This window comes from Paracholeplasma manati (assembly GCF_025742995.1).
GTDB classification, from domain to species: Bacteria; Bacillota_I; Bacilli_A; order Acholeplasmatales; family UBA5453; genus Paracholeplasma; species Paracholeplasma manati.
Genome location: NZ_JAOVQM010000002.1, coordinates 100,852 through 118,683 on the forward strand (window position 1 = coordinate 100,852; position 17,832 = coordinate 118,683).

The following is a 17,832-nucleotide window of genomic DNA, read 5'->3' on the forward strand; positions in this document are numbered from 1 at the left end:
CTCAAATTAGATTTTCCTATTACTATTATTATATTTAAAGGAATGCAAACACATTCCTTTTTATTGGTGAACATAATAGGAAATGTGCTAATTGATGAACTTCTTATCCTTAGGACATTCCTAAGGATTTTTTATTTTTTAAAGGAGAGAACAACCATGATTGTACAAATGAAACCCCAAGCAACAAAAGAGCAGTTTAAACGTATTTCTGATTTTTTAGTATCCAAAGGCTTTGGTATTAAGGATGCGTCTTCAGACACGAATATAGTGTTTGGGATCATTGGGGATACCAAGAGTTTAAATCCAACTGACTTAGAAGCATTCGAAGGTGTCTTCCAAGTCACACGAGTTTCGACCCCTTATAAATTGGCTAGCCGATCATTTAAGAGAGAAGACACCATCATCAAAGTTAGAGAAAACATATTTATTGGTGGTGATCAATTTGTCGTTATGGCAGGACCATGTTCAATAGAGTCTTTTGAAAACACCGATGAAATTGCAAAAGCGGTCAAAGCATCCGGTGCCACCATTTTGCGTGGTGGAGCATTCAAGCCTAGAACCAGTCCATATGCTTTCCAAGGGATGGGACTAGAAGGTTTAAAAATCATGCGTGAAGTAGCCGACAAATATGACTTAGCGGTTGTCTCTGAAATCATGAGTGAAGATATGATTGAAGCATTTGAACCATATGTCGATATTTACCAACTTGGTGCACGCAACATGCAAAACTTCCACCTGCTAAAACAACTAGGTGCGAGAACCAAAAAACCAATTCTATTGAAACGTGGTCTATCAGCAACCATCGAAGAATGGTTAATGAGTGCGGAATACATCATGGCTTCAGGCAATGAGAATGTCATCTTGTGTGAACGTGGGATACGCACATTTGAAAAATATACCCGTAATACTTTAGATATCAGTGCCGTACTCGCAATTAAAGAATTATCACATTTACCAGTCATCATTGACCCTTCACACGCAGCTGGTAAATACTCCATGATTGAAAAATTATCGATGGCGAGTTACGCAGTAGGTGCGGATGGACTCATTGTAGAAGTACACCCAGATCCTGAACACGCCATGAGCGATGGGGCACAATCACTTAAGCTTGAAAAGTTTGACCACATGATGAAAGAACTTAATAAGCTCTCTGATGTCCTCGACAAAAAAATAAAATGAAAATCTTCATTGCGGGATTAGGCCTCATTGGGGGAAGTTACGCTGAAGGGTTAACCCAAAAAGGGTATGAAGTATATGGGTACAACAGAACCAAAGAATCCGAATTGATTGCTATTGAAAGAGGCTATATTAAAGATGCAGGACTAAAATACCTACCACTTTGTGAAGTGGTTATTTTAGGTTTCTATCCACAACTCAATGTAACGTTTTTAAATGAACACAAACATTTATTGAAACCTGGTCATATCATTACGGACGTTGCAGGTACCAAAGTAGAAATGATTCCTCAGATAGAGGCTATATTACCAAAGGGTGTGTCCTATGTATCTCACCACCCAATGGCTGGTAGAGAAACCAGAGGGATAGAACGAGCGGACTGCAATATGTTCAAAGGTGCAAACTTCTTGATTACACCTTCTGCACATTCAACTTTAGAGAGTATTGAAGTTATAAAACAACTCGGTAGAGATTTGGCATTTAAGAAAATAACCATCATTGATCCTAAACGTCACGATCAACTCATCGGATTCACTTCTCAGTTACCACATGCCATGGCGGTAGCTTTGGTGAATAGTGATGCATATGAAGAGACTTCAAGCTTCACTGGGGATTCATTTCGTGATTTAACCAGAATCGCTATGATCAATGAAGTTTTATGGACAGAGCTCTTTTTTGAGAATAAGACCATATTGATTGATGAAATAGAGAAGTTTGAACGTGAGCTAGACAAAATCAAACAAGCGCTTAACGATAATGACAAAGTATCTCTAGCAAACTTGTTCATTCAATCTACCAAAAAAAGGAGTGGTTTCTAATGAGAATACAAATGAGTTTAGAAAAACAATCATATGACATATTATTAGACCACAAAGCGATTTTACAGTTGCCATATGAAATTAAAAATATCTATAAAGGACAAAAAGTTTTTATCGTAACAGATGAAAATGTATACAAGTTCTACGCTAATACACTCAAGTCGTTATTGGCAGAGTTTAACGTCTCATTTGTCGTGGTTGCTCCAGGAGAACAGGCAAAATCATTGGCCATTTATGAATCTGTTATCGATACTTTGATGGAACAAGATATGAAGCGTTCAGACTTGTTGATTGCATTTGGTGGTGGTGTCATTGGTGATTTGGTGGGTTTCGTAGCCTCTACTATGTATAGAGGTGTACCATACATACAAATTCCTACCACATTATTAGCACAAGTAGACTCATCGGTTGGCGGGAAAACCGCTATAAATAGCCATAAAGGAAAAAATATGATTGGTACATTTTATCAACCAAAGCTTGTCATTATCGATCCAGATTTTTTAAGAACATTACCAAATTTTGAATACAAAAATGGGATGGCTGAAGTGATAAAATCAGCTTATATCGGGGATGTCGTTTTACAAGAGAAATTATTCAAAGGCCAAATAAAAACGCTAGAAATGATTGAAAGAGCGATTTTAGTGAAAAGAAACGTAGTACTCAAAGATGAGTTCGACTTAAACGAGCGAATGTTTCTAAATTTCGGACATACGTTTGGTCATGCCCTAGAGAAACAAAGTAATTATGAAATCGCACATGGGTTCGCAGTTGCAGAAGGCATGTTAATGGCAGTCCATATTGGCGAAAAACTAGGTATCACACCTAAACATATTCAAAAAGATTTAAGGATGATTCTTGAAAAATATGACTTAGGTCTATTGAAATCGGATCCAGTAACATTGATAGACGATGTATTCTATGATAAAAAGAACACACATGGTGAGTTAAAAATGATCTTCATCACTGACATAGGAAAACCAGTCATTCAACCAGTATCAAAGGAGGCTCTATATGAATGTTATCATTCACAAGCCTCTAAGTGAAGGCACGCTTGAAGTCGTTCCTAGCAAATCCATTACACATCGCGCATTGATTGCAGCCGCGCTTGCAGAAGGAAGAAGTCTCATCAAGAGACCACTTGAATCCGAAGACACAGAAGCAACAATCAATATGCTTAGAGCGTTGGGTGTTAAGATTGAAAAGACACCTGAAGGAATTGTTGTTGAATCCAATGGTATTCAAAAACCAACAGAAATTTTATTCGCAAATGAGTCTGGTTCTAGTTTAAGATTCTTAGTACCAGTTGCACTTTTGTCGGAAGCTGAAGTTACCTTTGATGGCAAGTCTGGGCTACGAAAAAGACCCATTTCTGAGTATTTAAAGGTATTTGATCAAATGGGCATCGAATATACCCAATTTGGTGAAAATTTACCCATTAAAATAAAGGGCAAAATGGTACCTGGTGAGTACACAATTTCAGGTAACATTTCTAGTCAATTTGTGACTGGTTTACTATACGCTTTACCCCTACTAAAAAGTGACTCAAAACTGATCTTATCGACACCTCTTGAATCAAAGGATTATGTCGATATGACGATATCAATCCAAAGTCAGTTCGGCGTTAAAATTGAAGAAATTGAAAACGGATATTTTATCAAGGGAAATCAAAAATATTGCGAAAAAACGTTTGAAGTATCAGGTGATTTTTCACAAGCTGCATTCCACATTGTCGCAGGAATTTTAGGTGCAAATATCACACTATCCAAAATTGAGCAAAACACCCAGCAAGCGGACGAAAAAATTCTAAATATTGCAAAAATGATGGGCGCTGACATATTTTATGAAAATGGCACCATTAAGCCAATAACAGGTATAACCTACGGTAGAGTGATTGACTTATCACAATGTCCAGATATAGGACCGATAATGGCCGTGCTATGCGCTTTATCGGAAGGCACATCACATATAATTAATGCTTCAAGACTCAGAATTAAGGAATCTGACCGTATTACAGCCATCACAACTGAGCTAAATAAACTTGGTGCGAAGATTAGTGAGACTAAGGATGGCATGATTATCGAGGGTGTTAAAAACTTCAAATCAAATATGAACTTATATTCATGGAATGATCATCGTATCGTGATGGCTTTATCCATAGCCGCCATCAAAACAGATGGACCTATACGTATCACTGGGGCGGAAGCCATTAATAAATCCTATCCCACTTTTTTCGAAGATTATGTTAAACTGAAAGGGGTAATCTCTTATGAATAAACTAGAACAAGCACGTATTAAAATAGATGACATTGATCGACAATTGGCAGAACTGTTTAAGCTGAGAATGCAAGCTGTTCAAGATGTATTGTCTTATAAGAAGGATAATCATCTACCCGTTCTAGACACAATACGCGAATCATCCATGATTGAGAGAAATGTCAGTCGTTTTGATTCCAAGGCACTTGAACTGTACTATGTTCAGTTTTTAAATTCTATTCTAGAGATATCACGAAAGTTTCAGGAGGATCATTATGAATAGATTTGGACTCATTGGTAGAAACATCAGTTATTCGTTATCAAAGAAAATTCATGAAGGTATCGCTCGCATGAATGGTTATCGTTTAGTATATGACATTTATGATTGTGAAACAGAACTCGATGTGGTTGCTAGACTGAATCAATTGCGTCAAGGCTCCATCAAAGGACTCAATGTTACCATACCCTATAAAGAATCCGTCATGAGGTATTGTGATCGTCTTACAGATACAGCAAAAGAAATTGGTGCTGTGAATACCTTGTATATGATCGATAATGAGTTAGTCGGTGATAATACGGATTACTATGGTTTCATCAAACTGTTGAATTTATATCATGTTAACCCCAAAGGCAAAGTGTCATATATCTTAGGATCTGGTGGCGCTGCTAAAGCCGTGAATTATGCCCTTAAAAGTTTAGGTGCAAAACCAGTGGTGGTCTCTAGAGATAAAGAACGCATCAAAGACCAATTTCAATTGGTAGCGAATTATGAAGTGTTGGATATTGTACCCCAAATAGACATCATGGTGAACACCACACCCATTGGCACGTCACCTAGAGGGGATCAAATGCCAGTATCCAAGTCGATTGCACAAAAGACAGTTGTTGCTATCGACCTAATCTATAATCCCAAAGAAACCGCACTTATGAAAACCGCTAGTTTCGGTATCGGTGGTGCAACCATGTTGGTTGGACAAGCCATGAAAGCCCAAGCTATTTGGCTTGACCGTGTCATTGATGAATCCAAAGAAGCGTTTGACGCGTTGGTAGAGGAGATGCATTCATGAACCATTTCGGTACACTATTTTCAGTAAATATATATGGAGAATCTCATGGTAAGGCCGTTGGCATTGTCATCGATGGCATGACACCTGGTATTCTTGTGGATGAAGCATTGTTACTATCGGACTTGAATAGAAGAAAAGCAGGTGCGGTTGGAACGACCAAACGTATCGAGGCGGATGAACCGAACATTTTATCGGGTGTTTATCGTGGTTACACGACAGGGGCACCCATTCATATTCAATTTCAAAATAAGAATACAAGAAGTGAAGACTATCAAAACCTGTTAAAACAACCGCGTCCAGGTCACGCCGATTTTACCAGTTTTATTAAGTATAAAGGCTATGCTGATCAACGTGGTGGTGGACATTTCTCCGGCAGACTAACGACAGGCATTGTCGCTGCAGGGTCTTTTGCGAAAATGTTGTTAAAAGCGAACTTTGAATCTAAATTGGTTCAAGTCGGTGACTTAACAGATATGAACGGTTTGGATGAGTATCTAAAAGAAATCTCCGAAAGTTTTGATTCCGTTGGTGGTATCGTTGAAGTAAATGTGAATGGTCTTGAAGTTGGTATTGGCGAACCTTTCTTTGATTCGGTCGAGTCGAAAATTGCTCATATGGTATTTTCAGTACCGGCCATTAAAGGGATTGAATTTGGTGTAGGCTTTAAAGGTATTGAACTTAAGGGGTCACAATTCAATGATCAAATCATCGATGAATCTGGAACAACCAAAACCAATCACAATGGTGGACTCAATGGTGGTATCACCAATGGGAACACATTGGTTGTTAGGGTATTCGTTAAACCAGCATCCAGCATTTTCCTAAAACAAGATACATTTGACTTTGAATCTAAAACTATCCAAACACTTCAAATCGAAGGTCGTCACGATGCTTGTATTGCTAGACGGGCTGTGGTCGTCATTGAAAATGCGATTGCGATTGCTTTAGCTGATTTATATCTTCAAAAAAAATCAAGGGAGTAATCCCTTTTTTGTTATAATTATATTGGTATCATTATTAAGAATCACATGAATTTAGGTGAATCCAATTGACGAGAATCATCGATATCAAAGGTGTCGGTAAGGCACTTGAACTACAATTTCATGCACATGGGATTTATTCCGCTTATGATCTTTTGATGAAATTCCCTGCTAAGTATCAATCCTTTGAAGAGGATTCTTTGTTGTTGGCTGTAGACAAAACCGAAGTTACTGTGACAGGTTTAGTCATCGATTTACCCAAACTTGTGAATCATAGGGGTAATCTTAAATCTATTCATTTTCACTTATTGGTCGATAACGAAAAGATTAAAGTGGTTGCTTTTAGAAGAGAATATTTAAAAGAAGCATTGACGGAAAATCTATCCATCACGGTCAAAGGTCGCTTCGAGAAAAAGAAAAAACTGATTACCGCAAGTGCAGTTTTATTAAAACCGTTAACCAGTTCATTTAAGCCTATCTATAATCTAGACCCTATCTATGATTCTGTAGTTTCAAAAATCATTAAAACCATATTAGATCAAGGCTTGGTCGATATATATGAAACTTTGCCAAACAAACTCATTCAAGATGAAGGATTAATTTCACGACAATCGCTTGTCCAAAAAATACATTTTCCAAATTCGGATGAAGACATCCAACAAGCTTATTATCGATTGAAGTATGAAGAGGCGTTACTCTTCCAATACAAGATGATGTCTCAAAGATTATTATTAGAAAATGATTCTAAACCCATCAAGCAATATCAATTAGATAAAGTCAAAGCATTCATCGAAACAATTCCATACGCGTTAACCCAAGATCAAAAAGATGCGGTGAACGATATATTTAGAGACTTTAAAAAACCATATCCAACCAAACGTTTGATACAAGGGGATGTTGGTTCTGGTAAGACCATTGTGGTCGCGATAGGGATTATGGGTGCGAAAACAGCAGGCTATCAAAGTGCACTCATGGCGCCAACTGAAATACTAGCAGAACAACACTATCAATATTTTAAGTCCATGTTCAAAGATTTGAACGTCGCTTTACTCACAGGATCAACGAAGAATAAGGCTTTATTAAAAGCACAAATTCTCCGTGGTGATATTGATTTAGTCATTGGTACACACGCTTTAGTGACAGATGATGTATTATTTCATGACTTGGGTTTTGTCATCATTGACGAACAACATCGCTTTGGTGTTGAGACCAGAGAATCTTTGAAAAACAAAGGTATTGCAGATGCGGTTTATTTGACTGCAACGCCAATTCCTAGAACTTTAGCAATCGTCTTATTTGGTGATATGGATGTATCCATCATCAAAGAAAAACCACAAGGACGTAAAGAAATTCAAACCAGATATTTCCAAAAATCACAAGAACACGCGGTGTTTGAACATGTGAAAAAAGAACTTGATTTAGGACATCAAGCATTCTTCATTGCACCATCAATTGACTCTTTAGAACGTGGTGAAAATGTCATCGGTTTGTATGAACGTGTTCAAGCTACTTTTGCAAATTATGATGTGTTTATGTTACACGGCAAATTATCTACTCAAGAAAAAAACGATGTTATTCAGAAATTCTATGAATCCAAAGGAGCTATTCTAGTTTCTACAACTGTGGTAGAAGTCGGTATCGATATGCCTCTCGCAACCATGATGGTGATTTTTGATGGAGAGTATTTTGGATTAAGCCAACTTCACCAATTAAGGGGGCGTGTTGGTAGAAACGACCTTCAAAGCCATTGTTATGTCATATCCGATGAATCTGATATTGAAAGATTATCCTTCTTTTCGAAAACAAACGACGGTTTTCTTTTATCTGAATATGATTTATCGAAACGTGGACCAGGTGAATTTCTTGGTGTAAGACAAAGTGGATTGATTCGATTTGAATATGCAGATATTGGGACAGATTTTGATTTATTCCTAAAAGTTAAAGAAGCTGCGTTATGGATATTAAAAAATGAACGTATCAATCAAACCTTTAGAAAAGTATACAAACTAGATTAAATTGATTTGAACTTAAAAACATTCTCTTTTATAAAAAGAGGGTAAATGCTATAATGAGATAAAATGGGAGGAAAACTCATGATTAAAATTGCGATAGACGCGATGGGCGGCGACAATGCTCCAATTGAAATTGTTAAAGGATGCGATCTTGCATTAGAAGCATATCCAGATATTGAACTTGTATTATTTGGGGATGAACCATCCATCAAATCTCTTTTAAAACACCAAGAAAGAGTTACGGTTGTCCATACCACTGAAATCATCTCCATGGGTGAAAAAGATCCGGTTAAAGCGATTCGTAATAACCGCGATTCATCTATGGTAAAAGCGCTCTATTCAGCGAAGAATGGGGAAACCAGTGCAGTCGTTTCTGCTGGTCCAACACAAGCACTCATTGTGGGTGCACACTTAGTCATTAAACGTATGGAAAAGATGCATCGCGTGGCTTTAGCCCCGATCATCCCGTCGGTTGACCAAAAAGGTAGAATCCTTTTAGACGTCGGGGCGAACATTGAGTTGCGTCCAGAACACATGTTAGAATTGGCGTTATATGCTACCGTCGTTTCCAGAGAATACCTTGGTGTAGATAAACCAACGGTTGCTCTAATGAACATTGGTACTGAAGAAGGTAAAGGCCGAGACCTTGAAAAAGAAACTTTTAAATTATTGAAAGAAAATCCACAGATTAACTTCTTAGGCAATATTGAAGGTAAAGAAATTTTAACGACAGAAGCGAATATCGTGCTTACCGATGGCTATACCGGTAACGTCTTAATGAAGACCATGGAAGGTACTGCTAAAGGCATGGGCAACATGTTGAAAGAAGAAATCAAATCTTCCTTCATGGGAAAAATTGGTTACCTATTCATGAAGAAAAATCTCAAACGTTTCCAAAAACGTATGGATGCTTCAGAAATTGGTGGTGCTATGATTTTTGGAATTAAAGCACCAGTCATCAAAGCACACGGTTCAAGTAACGCACACGCATTTATGAACGCCATTAGACAAGCACGTCAATTTGTATCCAATCAAGTCGTAGAAAAAGTCGAAGTAGCTCTGAAAGACATTATTATAGAAGAAAGCAGTGATTCCAATTAGTACGCTAGAACATAAGCTCGGTATTGAGCTGACGAACAAACAATTATTAACGCAAGCACTCACGCATGCGTCTTATGCAAACGAGCACAATAGTCCAGATAACGAACGCCTAGAGTTTTTAGGCGATGCCGTTATCGGTCTTTTAATGGGTGATTACCTTTTCCACAAAGGTATCCCATCAGAAGGCGAAATGTCTAAAAAACGTGCCCAACTGGTCTGTGAAGAAGCCCTTAATCATTATGCAAAAAAGATCAACCTTGCCCAAGAATTACATTTGGGTAAAGGCGGAGAATTATCCAATGGACGTTTGAATCCATCGATTATAGCAGATGCTTTTGAGGCTATTTTTGGTGCGGTATTTTTGGATCAAGGTTTTGAAGTAGTTAAAGATTTATTTTATCGCGTGGTCATTCCATACCTGGATGAAGTTTATATTAAAGACTATAAATCTACACTACAAGAGTTGGTTCAAACCGATAGAAGAAATATTGCATACCATATGGAAAACCAAAGTGGTCCATCCCATGACCGTGTTTTTACTGTCTCTGTCAGAATGGATGACATCATCCTAGGGGTTGGTGTTGGACGAACCAAAAAAGAAGCAGAACAAAATGCAGCGAGAGAAGCGCTCAACATTCTCGCAAAGGAGTAAACTATGTTTCGTCGATTAATCGAAGATGGTTATCTCAACATCCACAAACTATTATTAAAAGAACAACAACGTCTTGGACTTAAATCTGAAGAGGTTATTTTGTTATCAGCATTATCCTCATTGATTGAAAAAAAGAAAAACACAGTATCCATTACTGCTTTATCCAAAACCATCAATGATAGTGTTTCAAATACAGGTGACTTGTTTACTGACCTCATTAAACGCGGATTCATCACGACTGAACTTGAATTGAAGGCGGATGGCAAAGAAAAAGAAGTATTTACGCTAGAACCACTATTTGATAAGATTAAATCTATTTTTGAAGCTGAAATGAACCAACAAAAAGAGTCAAAAAACGAAAGTGATATCGTTTATATTATTCAAGCGATTGAGAAGGCTTTTGGTCGAGCATTGTCCGCTTTCGATTTAGAGATGGTAAAGGAATGGTTCACTGAAAGTTTTACCAAGCCTCAAATCGAGAATGCCATTCAAGTTACGTTAAACCATCATAAGAAAACTGTCTCATATATAGACCGTGTACTTCGTAGTGATGATCTAAAACCGAGCGAATTAGATGATAAGAAAAAAGCGGCCATCGACAAATTAATTCGAGGTATCAAGTGAATATAACCCATTTTCTCGATACGCTCAATCAAATGTTTCCAGATGCGAAAGCTGAACTCAATTATTCTAATCCGTTTGAACTATTGATTGCGGTTGTGTTGTCAGCGCAGACGACAGACAAAGCCGTAAACAAAGTGACCGAGCAACTGTTTGCAAATTACCCCAATCCAATTGCATTGTCGGAAGCACAATTATCTGATGTCGAAAATATCATTAAGACGATAGGACTCTATCATAACAAAGCTAAAAATATCATCGCGCTCAGTAAAGAACTTGTTGACAAGTATCAAGGTGAAGTACCACATGAACGTGAACAATTAGAATCCCTTCCAGGTGTTGGTCGAAAAACGACCAATGTGGTCATATCGAATGCATTTGGTATTCCTGCACTGGCAGTAGATACCCATGTTGCGAGAATTTCTGTTCGACTAGGTTTAGCGAAAGCTACAGATAATGTATTGGAAATTGAGAAAAAACTCAATCGGAAAATCCCTAAAGAACATTGGTTAAAAGTACATCACCAAATGATATTTTTTGGCAGATATCATTGTTTAGCAAAGAACCCAAAATGTCAATCGTGTCCATTGATAGACGATTGTAAATACAAAGATAAGCAAAAGTGATTTCATTCTAGAAATTACTTTTTTTTGTCAAAAAAATATTTCTTATTTCTTTCAACATGTGATAATATTATTTCTGGAAATTTTATAAAAAGGAAAGGAATGAATTTGTATTAATCACTTAAAACTGGTCGATAAGGCCAACAAGAAGCTTTTTAAAGACGAAGAACCCAATATTAAAATTGGGGCGACCATTAAATTAAAACGAAAGGAACAAAACAAGACACTTAGTGAAGTATCAGAAAAGGCAGGGGTATCCCTCTCATTCATTAGTAAAATTGAAAACGATCAAATCAGGGCGAATCTTAATCACATTAAAGGGATACTTGATGATTTAGACATTAACGAAACCATTTTTCAAACGTCTCAAGATATGAATAAGTGGTATGAAGATTTATTAGATTATCTTTTGGATTTGGGAGATCCAAATATATCTTTTAAACCAATCACCGAAACAAGGGATGATTTCCAAAGTAAAATCATAGATTTGGCAGTAAACATTAAGCTTGGATACTATGGTAAATCAGAACAACATATTACTGCATTGATCACAGCTATCGATACCATGAAGCCCATAGAGGTTGCGATATTTCTACTAATTGTGTCGGAATATTACTATCAGACCGATGACTATTTCAAAGCAGCGGATTTACTTAAAATCATCATTAGAAAAGAGTTCGTACATGTAAAAATCAATCTATGGCTACATGAACAACTGTTTAAGTTATCTCTTTGTTCTAAAAATGAACATTATGTGAGTAAAATATTTCATAACCTACAAAAGATGTACTTAACATACAATTTATATGGTAAATCAACTGAAAAAAGAATGGAATACATAAAATATTGTGCATATATTATGGATGAAAGATTTTTTAAAGATTTACTTAGTTTTGATCATCACATCGAACATCAACATGCACAATTACTTCAGTTATTCCTTTGTCAAAAACTGAGTTTACTCAAGCAATCTTTAGAACCATTTACAGGTATTGATAGGTTTGATTTATTGTTCGCGCTGTATCACCATGAAATGAAACAGGAGAACCTAGCAAAAGCCTATGTTGAAAAACTTGTAGATCATGCGTATGATTCACCGATTGAGGCATTCTATAAGGGGTATTTGAAGGCTTATTATGTGACTAAACAATCTGACATTTATTTAAAAGGGATTATCGGCAATCAGTCTAAATTGTTTTTTCACAGCAGTGTGATTGAGATTGCTTCAAAATATTATATTGATTTCTTAACCGATGCGCACAGATACAAGGATTGTACCGTCGCGATGAAGTTGGCAAATGCACACCTTAACAATATTCAAAAAAACCTAGAAATCTTTTAGTTTAGCCATTATTATACAAAAAAATGCCCGGAGGCGTTGACATCGTTCAATTCATTAAGTATACTTAATAATTGGACGGAAGGAGGGCATTATATGCGATTAATCAAATTATTAAAAACCGCTAAAGGATTATACATCTTTTTAGTCATCATCATTCTTGTTGTTATGTTTAATCGTTTTACCTATTCCTACGTACCGTTGTTCACTCAATATATCATTGATATGTTAGATGTTGGCACCTCTACTGCAAACTTTCCAACATTCGTCACCGATATTTTTGAACAAGGCAGTGACGTCATTCAAATCATTTTGATTGTCGCGACTACCATGGTGTTTTATCAAGCGATGAGATTTTCCATGTTATTCGTTGAGGAATATGCCCAAGGGCGTTTTTCCGAAGGGGTTTCGAAAAAATTAAGAGACCGCCTTTACAATCATATCCAATCTTTAGATTACAGTTTTCACAACAATGCAGATACAGGTGATCTCGTACAAAGAGTCACTTCAGATATTGAAGCCATGAGTAACTTCTTAGCTAACCGCTTACCGGAGTTCTTTAGACTGATGGCGACCATCACATTTGGAGCGATCCAAATCTACGCCATCAGCCCAACCATGGTCTTGATTGCTTTAGGTATGGTTCCAATATCTGCTGCAACCTCGATTTGGTACTTTAAAAAAGTCGATAAATCGTTCAAAGTGATTGAAGAATCTGAAGCTAAAATGATGACCGTGATTCAAGAAAACCTAAGCGGTGCGCGTATCGTTAGAGCTTTTGCAAACGAGAAATTCGAGATTGATAAACTCGAAAAGGAAAACAAAAATTATAGTGATCATTTCTTACATCTCCAAACCATTTCGTCCAGGTACTGGGGATTTTCAGATATGATCGCAGTTACACAATACTTGGTGACCATTTTAATTGGGGTCATCTTTGTTAGAGAAAACATCGTCATTACCGGTGGGCAAATCATTGCAGTTCTGATGCTTTTAGGGATGCTCATTTGGCCGATTAGAGGTCTTGGTAGAATGATTGGTGACTTTGGGCGTGCTTTGGTTGCGACCCAAAGAATTTATGAGCTTCTAGAAAAACCGAGCGAATTCAACATCAATGGTACATTAACCCCTGAAATTAAGGGTGAAATTGAATTTAGAGATGTTCATTTTAAATTCGCAGATGGCAAAAACAATTTATTGAATGGGGTCAGTTTCCACGTTCGTCCAGGTCAAACTGTAGCGATCATTGGTAGAACTGGTTCAGGTAAGACCACCGTCATCAATCTATTATCAAGAATGTTAGAAACCACTGATGGGGATATCTACATCGATGGGGTTTCTATTAAAGACATCGAAAAACACCATTTGAGAAAACACATGGGTATTGTTTTACAAGATCCATTCTTATTTTCTAAAACAGTCTATGAAAATATTGCGATATCCAACCCTAGAACCGAAAAAGGCAATGTCTATAAAGCAGCCCAAATCGCGGCGATTGAAAAAGACATTCATACCTTTGAAAAAGGTTACGATACCGTCGTGGGTGAACGTGGAACCACGTTATCAGGCGGTCAAAAACAACGTGTCGCGATTGCGAGAATCTTGGTTGCGGATAAACCAATCTTGGTCTTTGATGACTCATTATCTGCGGTAGATACAGAAACCGATATGATGATTAGAAGTGCGTTAAAAGACAAAGGTTCGTCTTCAACGACCATCATCATTACGCACAGAATCACCACTGCGAAAGAAGCGGATTTGATTGTTGTGCTGGAAAATGGTACTGTCTCTGATATTGGAACACACGCATCCTTGAAAGATAAACCAGGTTTATATCAAAAACTATGGAAAATCCAAGGTGAACTAGAAGCCGAATTTATGAAATTAATAGAGGAGGCGAAATCATGAACTACGAAGAACAAGATTTCCAGACCGAAAAGGTCAATTTAAAAACTTGGAAAAAAATCATTGAAACGGTTTTTAAATCCAAAAAGAATGTCTTCTTAATGGTGATGTTCGTTGTGATCTTGTCATTATTAGATGCGGTAACGCCATTGTTAAACCGTTATGCCATCGACGTATTCTTTAGAGAAAAAGAATTTAGTACATTAGTACCATTTGTTATCTTAAACTTTTTGGTTGCTTTAGGTTTTGGTCTTTCGGTTTGGGGATTCATCTATCAAGCCGGTAAAATCGAAGTTGCGGTAAACTATGAACTTAGAAAACAATCGTTTGAAACCTTACAACGCTTGCCATTTGCGTATTTTGATAAAACCCCTCAGGGTTGGATCATGGCGCGTATGACATCAGACTCACGCAAACTAGCCAACGTCATCTCTTGGGGTGTGGTGGACTTATTGTGGAGTTTTGTGGTCATGGTGACCATTTTAATCGTCATGTTCGTTTTAGAGTGGCGCTTAGCCTTAATTGTCACCACAGCGATTCCTGTGATGGCGCTGGTTGCGTGGTATTTTAGAAAGAGAATACTCGTTCATTACCGTGAAGCGAGAAAGATTAACTCACAAGTGACTGCGTCTTATAACGAATCTTTTATGGGGGCGAAAACCACCAAGAGTTTGGCCATTGAAGCTGAAAACTACGATGAATTCAATGCGAAAACAGGCTTATTGAGACGTGCGAACGTTAAAGCTGTGTTTTTCCAATCGATATTTAGTCCAATCATGTTGTTGATTTCATACATCGTGATTGCGTTCGTGTCTGTACAAGGTGGTAATGAAGTACTTAAATTGGCCATCTCTGTCGGTACACTGTATGCATTTATCGAATATTCGGTTCGATTCTTCGAACCCATCATGCAAATCTCGCGTATTTTGGCTCAGTTCCAACAAGCCCAAGCGAGTGCTGAACGTGTCATTCAATTGATTGAAACAAAACCTGAAATTACGGATAGTCCAGAAGTGGTTGAAAAATATGGGGATTTGTTAAACCCGAAATACGATCAATGGGAACCGATTGAAGGGGATGTCGAGTTTAAAGATGTAACCTTCCATTATTTGGAAAATGAAATCATCCTTCAAAACTTTAATTTAAAGGTTAAAAAGGGCACATCAGTAGCGTTGGTAGGTCATACCGGTTCCGGTAAAACCACCATCATTAACTTGTTATCGCGTTTCTATGAACCGAAACAAGGGGAAATCCTCATCGATGGTGTCAACTATAAAGAACGCAGTATGCATTGGCTCCATAAGCGCTTGGGTTATGTATTACAAACCCCTCACTTATTCTCTGGTACCATCATGGAAAACATCCGTTATGGCCGTTTAGATGCGACAGATGAACAAGTGATTGAAGCTGCCAAAGCGATTGGTGCGGATGAATTCATCTCACAATTGGATAAAGGCTATCTCAGTGAAGTTGGTGAAGGTGGTAACAAGCTATCCACTGGTCAAAAACAACTGATCAGTTTTGCAAGAGCCATTCTCGCAGACCCACGATTGCTCATCCTCGATGAAGCAACCTCATCGATTGACTCGGAATCCGAACAAATCATTCAACAAGCCACCGATCAACTATTGAAGGGAAGAACCTCATTCATCGTTGCACACCGTTTGTCCACGATTGTGAAGAGTGACCTCATCGTTTATCTATCGGGTGGAAAAATCATTGAACAAGGGGATCACCGTACCCTACTTGAAAAACGCGGTGCCTATTTTGAATTGTATAAACGTCAATTTTTAACAGAACAACAAGAAAAGATGGAAAAAGCATTATAACGATCAAGCCGAGTCATTTAGACTTGGCTTTTTCTTTTTTTAGCTTAGATGTTGGTATGTATTGAATGGTGATCAATTGAATGAAAAAATGTTGGATTTTATTAAGTGTTTGGATGATTTTTCAAATCAAATTACAGGCCAATACGGCCTTTTTTACCTGGTATAACACGGAAATCAACATCCCACTAGGGGACCCATTAGAACCCTATGTACAGATGCCTTACGCAACCCTCAATCCCCCAAACGAAGACCCCAATATTTACTATGAACGGAATGGGGTTAATTATACCTATCAATCGGTGATTCAAACACATGTGGTAAAAACCTATCGAATCGACTTCAAAGTTTACTCCCCCAAATACCGAATCACCTCGATTCAAACCATCACTTTTAAGGTAATCGATCAAATCGCACCTACATTCAGCGCATTACCTATGTTTGAAATACCGGTATACGCGACTTCGGTGAATTATACCTTGGGTGTTCGTTATGAAGATAACTACACCCCAGTCAATCAACTCATTTTATCCATCGATAGTAATGCAGTCAACCTTAATCAAGTGGGTTTATATCCTGTCATGTTTACGTTATCAGATACCTCTGGGAATACAACACAAGCCATGACTTATGTCAGAGTACGGGACTATTACGCACCGATGATTACACAAATAAAACCCCTCATTTTAGACCCCAATAGCGTATTTGAGTTATCCGATTATTTCTTGATGAAAGATAACTATGACGCGTTTGTTTCTATATGGATTCACGATGAATATGTGGATTATACACGATTAGGTAATTATCCAATCACCATCGAGGTTTATGATTCAAGTGGAAATATGAACCAAATTGAAACAACCCTTACCATCGAAGACCGAACCCCACCAGATTTGGTGTTGTTATCGAATCAGGTTACCTTGTCATGGAATGAACCCTATGAATTAAAGGACTTGATATTAAAAGTCAAAGATAATTACAGTCATTTAACCGTCGATGATGTTCAAATAACTACCGATTTAGATCTTACAACCGTGGGTTTTTATGAAGCGCTGTTTGAAATCACAGATGAAGCAGGATTAAAAACCAGTCACTTAGTGACACTGTATGTGACATATAAAAAACAACCGGAACTCATCTTTGAGCCCCTAGTTATCGAATTGAATGAAGCGTATGATTTGATGACAGGTATCCAAATTAATCATCCATTTGATGTCAACATCATGGTTTATGATTCTAATGTACAGATGAAATCAGGCATCTATGAGGTGGTATACCTCTGTTCAGATATCTATGGGAATCACGCCATCTTTACCCGTACTGTAACCGTCCAAGGTGAAACCAATCAACAAACACTATGGACTACGATTGTGATTGGTTTACTGTTTTTGGGTATAACGGGTGGTGGATTCATTTGGTTTTGGAAAAAAAGAACAACTTAGTATGTTATACTAGGTAA

Annotated in this window: 16 protein-coding genes and 1 pseudogene; all 17 read left to right on the top strand. The window is 37.5% G+C overall.

The window, feature by feature from the left end:
* Positions 1 to 156 precede the first annotated feature (156 nt).
* Positions 157 to 1,179 (top strand): 3-deoxy-7-phosphoheptulonate synthase, encoded by a 1,023-nt coding sequence (gene aroF / locus N7548_RS02620; RefSeq protein ID WP_263607864.1) that lies wholly within the window; start codon positions 157 to 159, stop codon positions 1,177 to 1,179.
* Positions 1,176 to 1,994: a prephenate dehydrogenase gene (locus tag N7548_RS02625; RefSeq protein WP_263607865.1), complete on the top strand. Its 819-nt coding sequence runs from the start codon at positions 1,176 to 1,178 to the stop codon at positions 1,992 to 1,994. Before aroF ends, N7548_RS02625 begins: the two co-directional genes overlap by 4 nt.
* A complete protein-coding gene (gene aroB / locus N7548_RS02630) occupies positions 1,994 to 3,037 on the top strand; it encodes a 3-dehydroquinate synthase (RefSeq protein ID WP_263607867.1) in 1,044 nt (347 codons plus the stop codon). The genes N7548_RS02625 and aroB overlap by 1 nt, the downstream gene beginning before the upstream one ends.
* The gene (aroA, locus tag N7548_RS02635; RefSeq protein ID WP_263607868.1) at positions 3,006 to 4,268 is read left to right on the top strand and encodes a 3-phosphoshikimate 1-carboxyvinyltransferase; all 1,263 of its coding nucleotides are present in this window, start codon (positions 3,006 to 3,008) and stop codon (positions 4,266 to 4,268) included. The genes aroB and aroA overlap by 32 nt, the downstream gene beginning before the upstream one ends.
* The gene (locus N7548_RS02640; RefSeq protein ID WP_263607869.1) at positions 4,261 to 4,530 is read left to right on the top strand and encodes a chorismate mutase; all 270 of its coding nucleotides are present in this window, start codon (positions 4,261 to 4,263) and stop codon (positions 4,528 to 4,530) included. The genes aroA and N7548_RS02640 overlap by 8 nt, the downstream gene beginning before the upstream one ends.
* On the top strand, positions 4,523 to 5,314 hold the full coding sequence (locus tag N7548_RS02645; protein WP_263607870.1) for a shikimate dehydrogenase family protein: 792 nt from the start codon (positions 4,523 to 4,525) through the stop codon (positions 5,312 to 5,314). Before N7548_RS02640 ends, N7548_RS02645 begins: the two co-directional genes overlap by 8 nt.
* Positions 5,311 to 6,297, top strand: coding sequence for a chorismate synthase (locus N7548_RS02650; RefSeq protein WP_263607871.1), 987 nt, complete (start codon positions 5,311 to 5,313; stop codon positions 6,295 to 6,297). The genes N7548_RS02645 and N7548_RS02650 overlap by 4 nt, the downstream gene beginning before the upstream one ends.
* Positions 6,298 to 6,362: 65 nt before the next feature.
* Positions 6,363 to 8,309, top strand: coding sequence for an ATP-dependent DNA helicase RecG (locus N7548_RS02655; protein ID WP_263607872.1), 1,947 nt, complete (start codon positions 6,363 to 6,365; stop codon positions 8,307 to 8,309).
* Positions 8,310 to 8,387: 78 nt separating this feature from the next.
* The gene (gene plsX / locus N7548_RS02660) at positions 8,388 to 9,407 is read left to right on the top strand and encodes a phosphate acyltransferase PlsX (protein WP_263607873.1); all 1,020 of its coding nucleotides are present in this window, start codon (positions 8,388 to 8,390) and stop codon (positions 9,405 to 9,407) included.
* Positions 9,394 to 10,059 carry a ribonuclease III gene (gene rnc, locus N7548_RS02665; protein WP_263607874.1) on the top strand — a complete coding sequence of 222 codons (666 nt, stop codon included), beginning with the start codon at positions 9,394 to 9,396 and terminating at the stop codon, positions 10,057 to 10,059. Before plsX ends, rnc begins: the two co-directional genes overlap by 14 nt.
* Positions 10,060 to 10,062: 3 nt before the next feature.
* Positions 10,063 to 10,683: a DnaD domain protein gene (locus tag N7548_RS02670; protein ID WP_263607875.1), complete on the top strand. Its 621-nt coding sequence runs from the start codon at positions 10,063 to 10,065 to the stop codon at positions 10,681 to 10,683.
* Entirely contained in the window at positions 10,680 to 11,306 is a 627-nt protein-coding gene (gene nth / locus N7548_RS02675) for an endonuclease III (protein ID WP_263607877.1), read from the top strand. Before N7548_RS02670 ends, nth begins: the two co-directional genes overlap by 4 nt.
* Before the next feature lie 190 nt (positions 11,307 to 11,496).
* Positions 11,497 to 11,640, top strand: a pseudogene (locus N7548_RS08945) (helix-turn-helix domain-containing protein); the annotation flags it as partial.
* Between the two features lie 36 nt (positions 11,641 to 11,676).
* Entirely contained in the window at positions 11,677 to 12,645 is a 969-nt protein-coding gene (locus tag N7548_RS02680) for a hypothetical protein (protein ID WP_263607878.1), read from the top strand.
* Between the two features lie 93 nt (positions 12,646 to 12,738).
* Entirely contained in the window at positions 12,739 to 14,550 is a 1,812-nt protein-coding gene (locus N7548_RS02685) for an ABC transporter ATP-binding protein (protein ID WP_263607879.1), read from the top strand.
* Positions 14,547 to 16,376, top strand: coding sequence for an ABC transporter ATP-binding protein (locus N7548_RS02690; protein ID WP_263607880.1), 1,830 nt, complete (start codon positions 14,547 to 14,549; stop codon positions 16,374 to 16,376). The genes N7548_RS02685 and N7548_RS02690 overlap by 4 nt, the downstream gene beginning before the upstream one ends.
* An 80-nt stretch (positions 16,377 to 16,456) precedes the next feature.
* On the top strand, positions 16,457 to 17,815 hold the full coding sequence (locus N7548_RS02695) for a hypothetical protein (RefSeq protein ID WP_263607881.1): 1,359 nt from the start codon (positions 16,457 to 16,459) through the stop codon (positions 17,813 to 17,815).
* Positions 17,816 to 17,832: the final 17 nt, after the last annotated feature.